Source organism: Sinorhizobium americanum, from assembly GCF_001651855.1.
GTDB classification, from domain to species: Bacteria; Pseudomonadota; Alphaproteobacteria; order Rhizobiales; family Rhizobiaceae; genus Sinorhizobium; species Sinorhizobium americanum.
Genome location: NZ_LNQC01000059.1, coordinates 40,049 through 46,664, shown reverse-complemented (window position 1 = coordinate 46,664; position 6,616 = coordinate 40,049). Strand labels below are relative to the sequence as shown.

The 6,616-nt window shown below is 63.6% G+C and carries 5 protein-coding genes and 1 pseudogene; all 6 read left to right on the top strand.

The window, feature by feature from the left end; all coding sequences use genetic code 11:
* Positions 1 to 219, top strand: a pseudogene (locus ATC00_RS17565) (5,10-methylene tetrahydromethanopterin reductase); the annotation flags it as partial.
* Positions 220 to 247: 28 nt separating this feature from the next.
* Positions 248 to 1,516, top strand: coding sequence for an SfnB family sulfur acquisition oxidoreductase (locus ATC00_RS17560; RefSeq protein WP_064253777.1), 1,269 nt, complete (start codon positions 248 to 250; stop codon positions 1,514 to 1,516).
* A gap of 10 nt (positions 1,517 to 1,526) precedes the next feature.
* A complete protein-coding gene (locus ATC00_RS17555; protein ID WP_064253776.1) occupies positions 1,527 to 2,789 on the top strand; it encodes an SfnB family sulfur acquisition oxidoreductase in 1,263 nt (420 codons plus the stop codon).
* A 138-nt stretch (positions 2,790 to 2,927) separates the two neighbouring features.
* Entirely contained in the window at positions 2,928 to 4,448 is a 1,521-nt protein-coding gene (locus ATC00_RS17550; RefSeq protein WP_082912396.1) for an FAD/NAD(P)-binding protein, read from the top strand.
* Between the two features lie 11 nt (positions 4,449 to 4,459).
* Positions 4,460 to 5,629 carry an FMNH2-dependent alkanesulfonate monooxygenase gene (gene ssuD, locus ATC00_RS17545; protein ID WP_064253775.1) on the top strand — a complete coding sequence of 390 codons (1,170 nt, stop codon included), beginning with the start codon at positions 4,460 to 4,462 and terminating at the stop codon, positions 5,627 to 5,629.
* 146 nt (positions 5,630 to 5,775) lie between these two features.
* Positions 5,776 to 6,324, top strand: coding sequence for a flavin reductase family protein (locus tag ATC00_RS17540; RefSeq protein ID WP_064253774.1), 549 nt, complete (start codon positions 5,776 to 5,778; stop codon positions 6,322 to 6,324).
* The last annotated feature ends 292 nt before the right edge of the window (positions 6,325 to 6,616 follow it).

Genomic DNA, 6,616 nt, shown 5'->3' with positions numbered 1-6,616 from the left:
GCCTATGCGGTGACCCCCGAAACCTTCGAGGACATCGTCGGCCATCTCGTCCCGGAATTGCAGAAGCGCGGGGTCTATCCCTGCGAATACCGTCCGGGCACGCTGCGCGAAAAGCTGTTCGGTCGCGGCCCGCTTCTCGCGGCCCCGCATCCCGGCGCACGTTACCGCGACATCGAAGGCGTCAAGCGCAGCGAAGCGCTGCTTGCCACCGGCACCTAACCCTCTTCTCCCCAAGGAGCATCAGACCATGGGCACCCTTCCCGATCCGCAAATCGACTATTCCGTCCATCCTCGGGTGAACTCCAGCGATCCGGTGGCGCCGCGTCCGAAGCCGGCGACGCCGGCCCACATCATCCAGAATGATGCGGAGGCGATCGAGATCGCCGAGCGTCTGGCGGAGAAGTTAAAGGCCGGCGCTGCCCTGCGTGATCGCGAGGGCTTGCTGCCGATTGCTGAACTGGACGAGTATTCACAAAGTGGGCTTTGGAGCATCAACGTACCGAAGGCCTATGGCGGAGCGGAGGTCTCCTATGCGACAATTGCGCGGGTTATCGCCACCATCGCCGCCGCCGATCCGGCGATCGCCCAGATCACCCAGAACCATCTCGCCATCGTCGCGACCGTCGATCTCGACGGCACCGAGGAACAGAAGAAGCTGTTTTTCTCCTGGGCGCTTCAGGGCATCCGCTACGGCAATGCCTTCTCCGAACTGAAAAGCAAGACGGTGGCGGCCTTCGAGACCAAGGTCGTCTTCGACGGCGACGACGTGGTCGTCAATGGCGAGAAGTTCTATACGACCGGCGCGTTGCTTGCGCATGTGGTGCCGATCGTCGCGGTCGACGAGAACGGGCAGGGTTACCTGGTCTTCGCCGATCGCGACGCGCCTGGTCTGACGGTCACCAACAACTGGTCGAGCTTCGGGCAGCGCACGACAGCCTCCGGCTCGGTGAAGATCGAAAACGTCCGCGTGCCGCGTTCCCGCGCGGTGCATGTCACCTCCTTCGATCATCCGACGGTCGGTGGCCCGGTTTCCCAGATCATCCAGTCGGCGATCGACGTCGGTATTGCGCGCGGCGCGATCGAGGACACGATAGCCTTCGTCAGGAACCACAGCCGCCCGTGGATCGACAGCGCCAAGGAAACCGCCGGCGAGGACCTGTTCACGATCGCGGCCGTCGGCGACCTGAAGATCAAGCTGCACGCGGCTGAGGCGATGCTCGAGATCGCCGGGCGCAGCATCGACGCCGCAAGGGCCAATCCGACGCTCGAGACAGTCTCCGAGGCGACGATCAAGACCGGCGAATCGAAGGTGCTGACGACGGAAATCGCCATTCTTGCGACCAACAAGCTGTTCGAGCTTGCCGGCACCCGCTCGACGCTTGCCGAGCACAACCTCGATCGACACTGGCGCAATGCCCGTGTCCACACGTTGCACGATCCGGTCCGCTGGAAGTTCTACCACGTCGGGAACTATTATCTGAACGGCGTTCATCCGCCGCGTCATGCCTGGAATTGAGGCGAGGCGCATGAGCGAGAACGACCGCAAACTGCATCGGGAGGCCGCGCTTACGGCCGGGCGCCCAGCGCCGCACATTCCGCCGCGCCGGACCAAAGCCCACCGAATTAAGGATGACTCCGAAGCGCTCGCAGTGGCTCGTGAGCTCGCCCACGAGTTCGCCCCTGGCGCTGCCGTGCGCGACCGTGAGCGGCGCCTGCCGATCGCGGAAATCGACCGATTTTCCCAATCCGGCCTGTGGGCGATCACCGTTCCGAAGTCCTATGGCGGCGCAGGCGTTTCCGCCGTCACGCTCGCCGAAGTCACAGCAATCATCTCGGCCGCGGATTCAAGCATCGGACAGATTCCGCAAAACCACTTCTATATGGTGGAAGCACTGAGGCTCGCTGGCAGCGAGGAACAGAAGAGGCATTTCTTCGCGCGTATCCTCGATGGGGATCGTCTTGGCAACGCCTTTACCGAGATCGGCACGAAGACGCCGGTCGATTTCAGGACAAGTTTTCGCGAGCGGAACGGCAAGCTGCTGCTAAATGGCCAGAAGTTCTATTCGACCGGTTCGCTCTTTGCCCACATCATCGTTGCTGTAGCGAGGGATGAGAACGGGCGCGTGAATCTCGTCTTCATCGACCGCGCAGCGCCCGGACTCAACCTCGTCGACGACTGGACGTCGTTCGGCCAGCGGTCGACTGGCAGCGGCACGGTCACCTTCGACGACGTTGAGGTCACGCCCTTCCAGATCGTTGATCACGACGTGGTCTTCGAGCGGCCGACGGCGATGGGGCCCTTTGCGCAGATCATCCACTCGGCCGTCCAGGTCGGGCTTGCCCGCGGTGCGCTCGCCGAGACGATCTCCTATGTCCGGGCTCATGCCCGGCCCTTCTTCGAGCTCTCGATCGAGCACGGATACGAGGACCCGCACACAATCCACTCCGTCGGAGACGTGTCGATCCGCGTGCATGCGGCCGATGCGCTGCTCGCCCGCGCGGGCCGCCTGCTCGACGTTGCCGCGGCAGATCCGACGCACGATACCGTTGCGGCGGCCTCGATCGCCGTTGCCGAGGTCAAGGCGCTCGCAACGGCAGTCGCTGAGTTTGCGGCGACAAAGCTGATTGAACTCGGCGGCGCGCGCTCGACGCTCGAAAGCTATGGCCTCGATCGCTTCTGGCGCAATGCGCGCACCCACTCGCTGCACGACCCGGTGCGATGGAAATACCACCATATCGGCAACTATTACCTGAACGGCCTGTTGCCACCTCGGCACGGCGCGATCTGAGATCCGGCGGGTCTGGATGCATTTCACGGACCGGCAGGCGGACGGGTATTCACTTGCCCCTCGGCTTATCAAAAACCGGCGGCGCGACCGGCGTCGTTGGCGAACGGCGTCTGACGGGTGCAATTGCAGGAGTGCGGCATGGGAAAATTCGGATCAGCGACGGTCGCGATCATCGGCGGCGGCTTCAGCGGCGCCGCGGTCGCGCTGCACCTGGCACGCGGCCTCAACGATGGGAAGGACGTGCGGATCGTCGTCTTCGAACCACGCGAGAGGCTTGGCGCCGGGCTTGCCTATGATACGACCGAGCCGGCCCATCGCATCAATGTACCGGCCTACAGAATGAGCCTTTATCCGGACGAGCCGGAAAGCTTTGCGAACTATCTCGCCCGCTCCGGTACACGCGCCCACGATCCGGCGGCCTATACTGCTGAAGGAATCCCCTTTCCGCGAAGATCCGTCTTCGGCGACTATGTCGCAGCGGAGATCGCGCCCCTGCTCTCAAGCGGGGCGATCGAACACCGGCGCAAGCGGGTCGCCGATGTAAGGCGCACCGGTGAAGCATGGATGATCCTCACTGAGGATGTCGAGCCGGTTGTCGCCGATGTCGTCGTTCTCGCGGTCAGTCACCCGGCGCCGTCGCTGCCCAAGGCCCTGCGACCGCTCCTGGCGCATCCGAAGCTCGTCGCCGATCCGACGAAGGCCAATGCACTTGACATCATCGCGCCCACCGAGCGGGTTCTTGTCGTCGGCAACGGGCTGACGTCGGCGGATGTGATCGCGGCCCTCGATGAGCGCGGCCATCAGGGACCGATCGTTTCAATTTCGCGGCGCGGCTTGCGCTCCCGCGGTCATCCGCCTGCGGCTGAGGACCCGTTCGGCGATTTCGTGAGCGAGCCGATCACCCGCGCATCCGAGCTCCTCCGTCGCATTCGCCAAACGCTGCGCCTCGCCGCGCAAAAGGGCATGAGCTGGCATCCTGTCATCGACGCCGTGCGGGCGCAGGGGCAGCAGATCTGGCAGGCCCTCCCGGTCGTCGAGCGGCGGCGCATCACTCGGTTCACGCGCGCCCATTGGGACGTTCACCGTTTCCGCGTAGCGCCGCAGGTCCAAAAGGTGCTCGACCAAGCGGTGGAAAGCGGCAGGCTCGAAGTCATGGCGGCTTCGATTCGATCAGCGACGATCGAGGCCGAGGGGATCGCGGTCGAGCTCAAAGAGCGCAGAGCCGGCGCACCACGTCGCATCGCAGTGGACGCGGTCGTCGTCACAACCGGACCGGCACACGGCGAGGTCCTGAAGTCCCAGTCGTTCCTGACCGGGCTGGAAGAGGCGGGCGTCCTAACGCCTTGCGAGACAGGCCTCGGCATAGCCTGCGATCGCGATGGCCATGCGCTCAACGCCACCGGTAGTGCCGAACGAAGCCTGTTCATAGCAGGACCGCTTGCGCGCGGCACCTTCGGCGAATTGATGGGCCTGCCGCAGGTGACCGAGCATGCGGTCTTCGTTGCGCGCAAGGTCGCGGCACTGCTTTCATCCGTGATCGACGAGGGCAGGGCCCGCCAAAGTGCCGCGCCTCGCGCGGCGGTACGACGGCCAATCGCCACATTATCACGCAGTGAGGGAAGTTCTCCCGACGCAAACTCTCTGGAACGCAATATCTGAAAGGACTGCCAATGACGACGACAAGCAAGCCTCTTGATTTCCTTTGGTTCATTCCATCCTCGGGGGACGGCGCCTATCTCGGATCCGATGACCTGAGCCGACCCTCCGATCCGGGCTATTTTCGTGAGATCGCGACGGCTGTGGACCGCCTCGGCTATTCCGGCGTGCTCCTCCCGACCGGCGTCGCCTGCGAGGAATCCTTCGTCCTTGCGGCCAATCTTGCGGCCTTCACGGAAAAGCTGAAGTTCCTGGTGGCCGTTCGCCCCGGAATCGCCTCGCCTGCCTATTACGCTCGGCTGGCCTCGACGCTCGACCGGGTTTCGCATGGCCGTCTGCTTCTCAATATCGTCGCGGGCGGAAGCGCCCAGGAACTCGCCGGCGACGGTGTCTTCCTTGGACATGACGAGCGCTACGAGCATGCGGACGAGTTCTTCCAGGTTTTCAATCAGCTCCTCGAGACCGGCAAGGCGAACCTGGATGGCAAATACATCAAGGCGCACAACGCGCAACTCGGTTTCCCGCCGGTTCAGGAGCCGCGCCCGGCGCTCTATTTCGGCGGATCGTCCGATGCAGCGATCGAGTTTTCGGCAGGGCTCGTAGACAAGTACCTGACCTGGGGCGAGACGCCGGACCAGGTCGGCGAGAAAATCGCCAAGGTCCGCAAGGCCGCGGCCGACAAGGGCCGTAAGGTGACCTTCGGCATCCGCCTGCACTTCATCGTGCGCGAGACCGACGAGGAGGCCTGGGCCGCCGCCGACCGGCTGATCTCCAGGCTCTCCGACGAGACGATCGCCGCCGCGCAAGAGGGATTTGCGAAGAATTCCGACTCCGTCGGACAGGCGCGCATGCTGGCCCTTCACGGCGGCCGGCGCGACAAGCTCGAGGTGGCGCCGAATCTCTGGGCCGGCATCGGGCTCGTTCGTTCAGGTGCGGGGACCGCGCTCGTCGGTTCGCCGAAGACGGTCGCCGCGCGTCTGAGGGAGTATCAGGATCTCGGAATCGATACGGTCATCGCCTCCGGCTACCCGCATCTTGAGGAAGCCTATCGCGTCTCGGAATTGCTCTTCCCGGAGATCGGCCTCGGCCCCCCGCGCAACCAGATCCGTTCGACCTTTGGCGAGCACCAGGTATTCGGCGGCGGCGGTCACGGCGGCAATATGCGGGTTGTGGCTGGTTCTTGATTTTGCCCTGCCCCTGAAAACCAATCGGGCGCCGAGCCGCTCGCGCCCGCCCATCGCAGGCATGACCGAATTTCCTGATCGGTGGCAATTTGGCGCGGCAGGGCTAGCAATGCAGTGAATTCATACTCAACAGAGGAGTGATTGAGATGTCCGTCCGGACTTCTGTGCGCGCATTCGATATCGAGGCCACCACGAGCCATCCCGTCAACCACAGGGTCGATGCCGAGGGGCTGAAGCGCGCCCTGCGCGCCCTTGGCGGCGGCGTCAGCATCATAACGGCAGGGGAGGGCGAGACTCGAACTGGAGCGACTGTCACGTCGGCGACCGCTCTTTCGATCGATCCGCCGCGCATGATCGTCACCCTCAACCGTTCTGCCTCAACATTGCCTGTCGTCGAGCGATACGGCCACTTCTGCGTCAATGTGGTGGGACACGACCACGAAACACTTGCCAACCAGTTCGCCGGTCTCGGCGGGCTGAAGGGGGCGGAACGTTACCTCGGCGCAGAATGGACCCGCCTCGTGAGCGGCGCGCCGGTCCTCGAGAATGCGGCGGCAGCCATCGATTGCGAAGTTGAAGAGGTCATCGAAAGGCACAGCCACGCGATCGTCCTCGGCTGCGTGGTCGGTATTCGCTTCGGCAATCGTGGTTCATTGGTCTATCGCGATGGGCAGTACTACGCGCTTGGTGGATAGCTACGAACATCAGAGTGGGCGACGCTGTTCGCTGCCCTAACCGGAGGAATGACCAAATGCCGCTCGGAATGGTGAAAGCCGGTGCGAATGAACTCCGCGCCGTGAATATGCCTGCGAAAGTCGTTCTTCAGTCCAAGCGACTGGACCGCTTTTAATCTTTGCAGTGCTTTAGGCGGGAACAGGTACAGTGTGAACTGCCAGTCTGCCTCCGTGCACGGCAATCCCGAACTCGGATGGGACCGATCTGGCACGTCGCCACGCCCTGCCTGTGTGGCGAAAAGCCTAGTTTCGA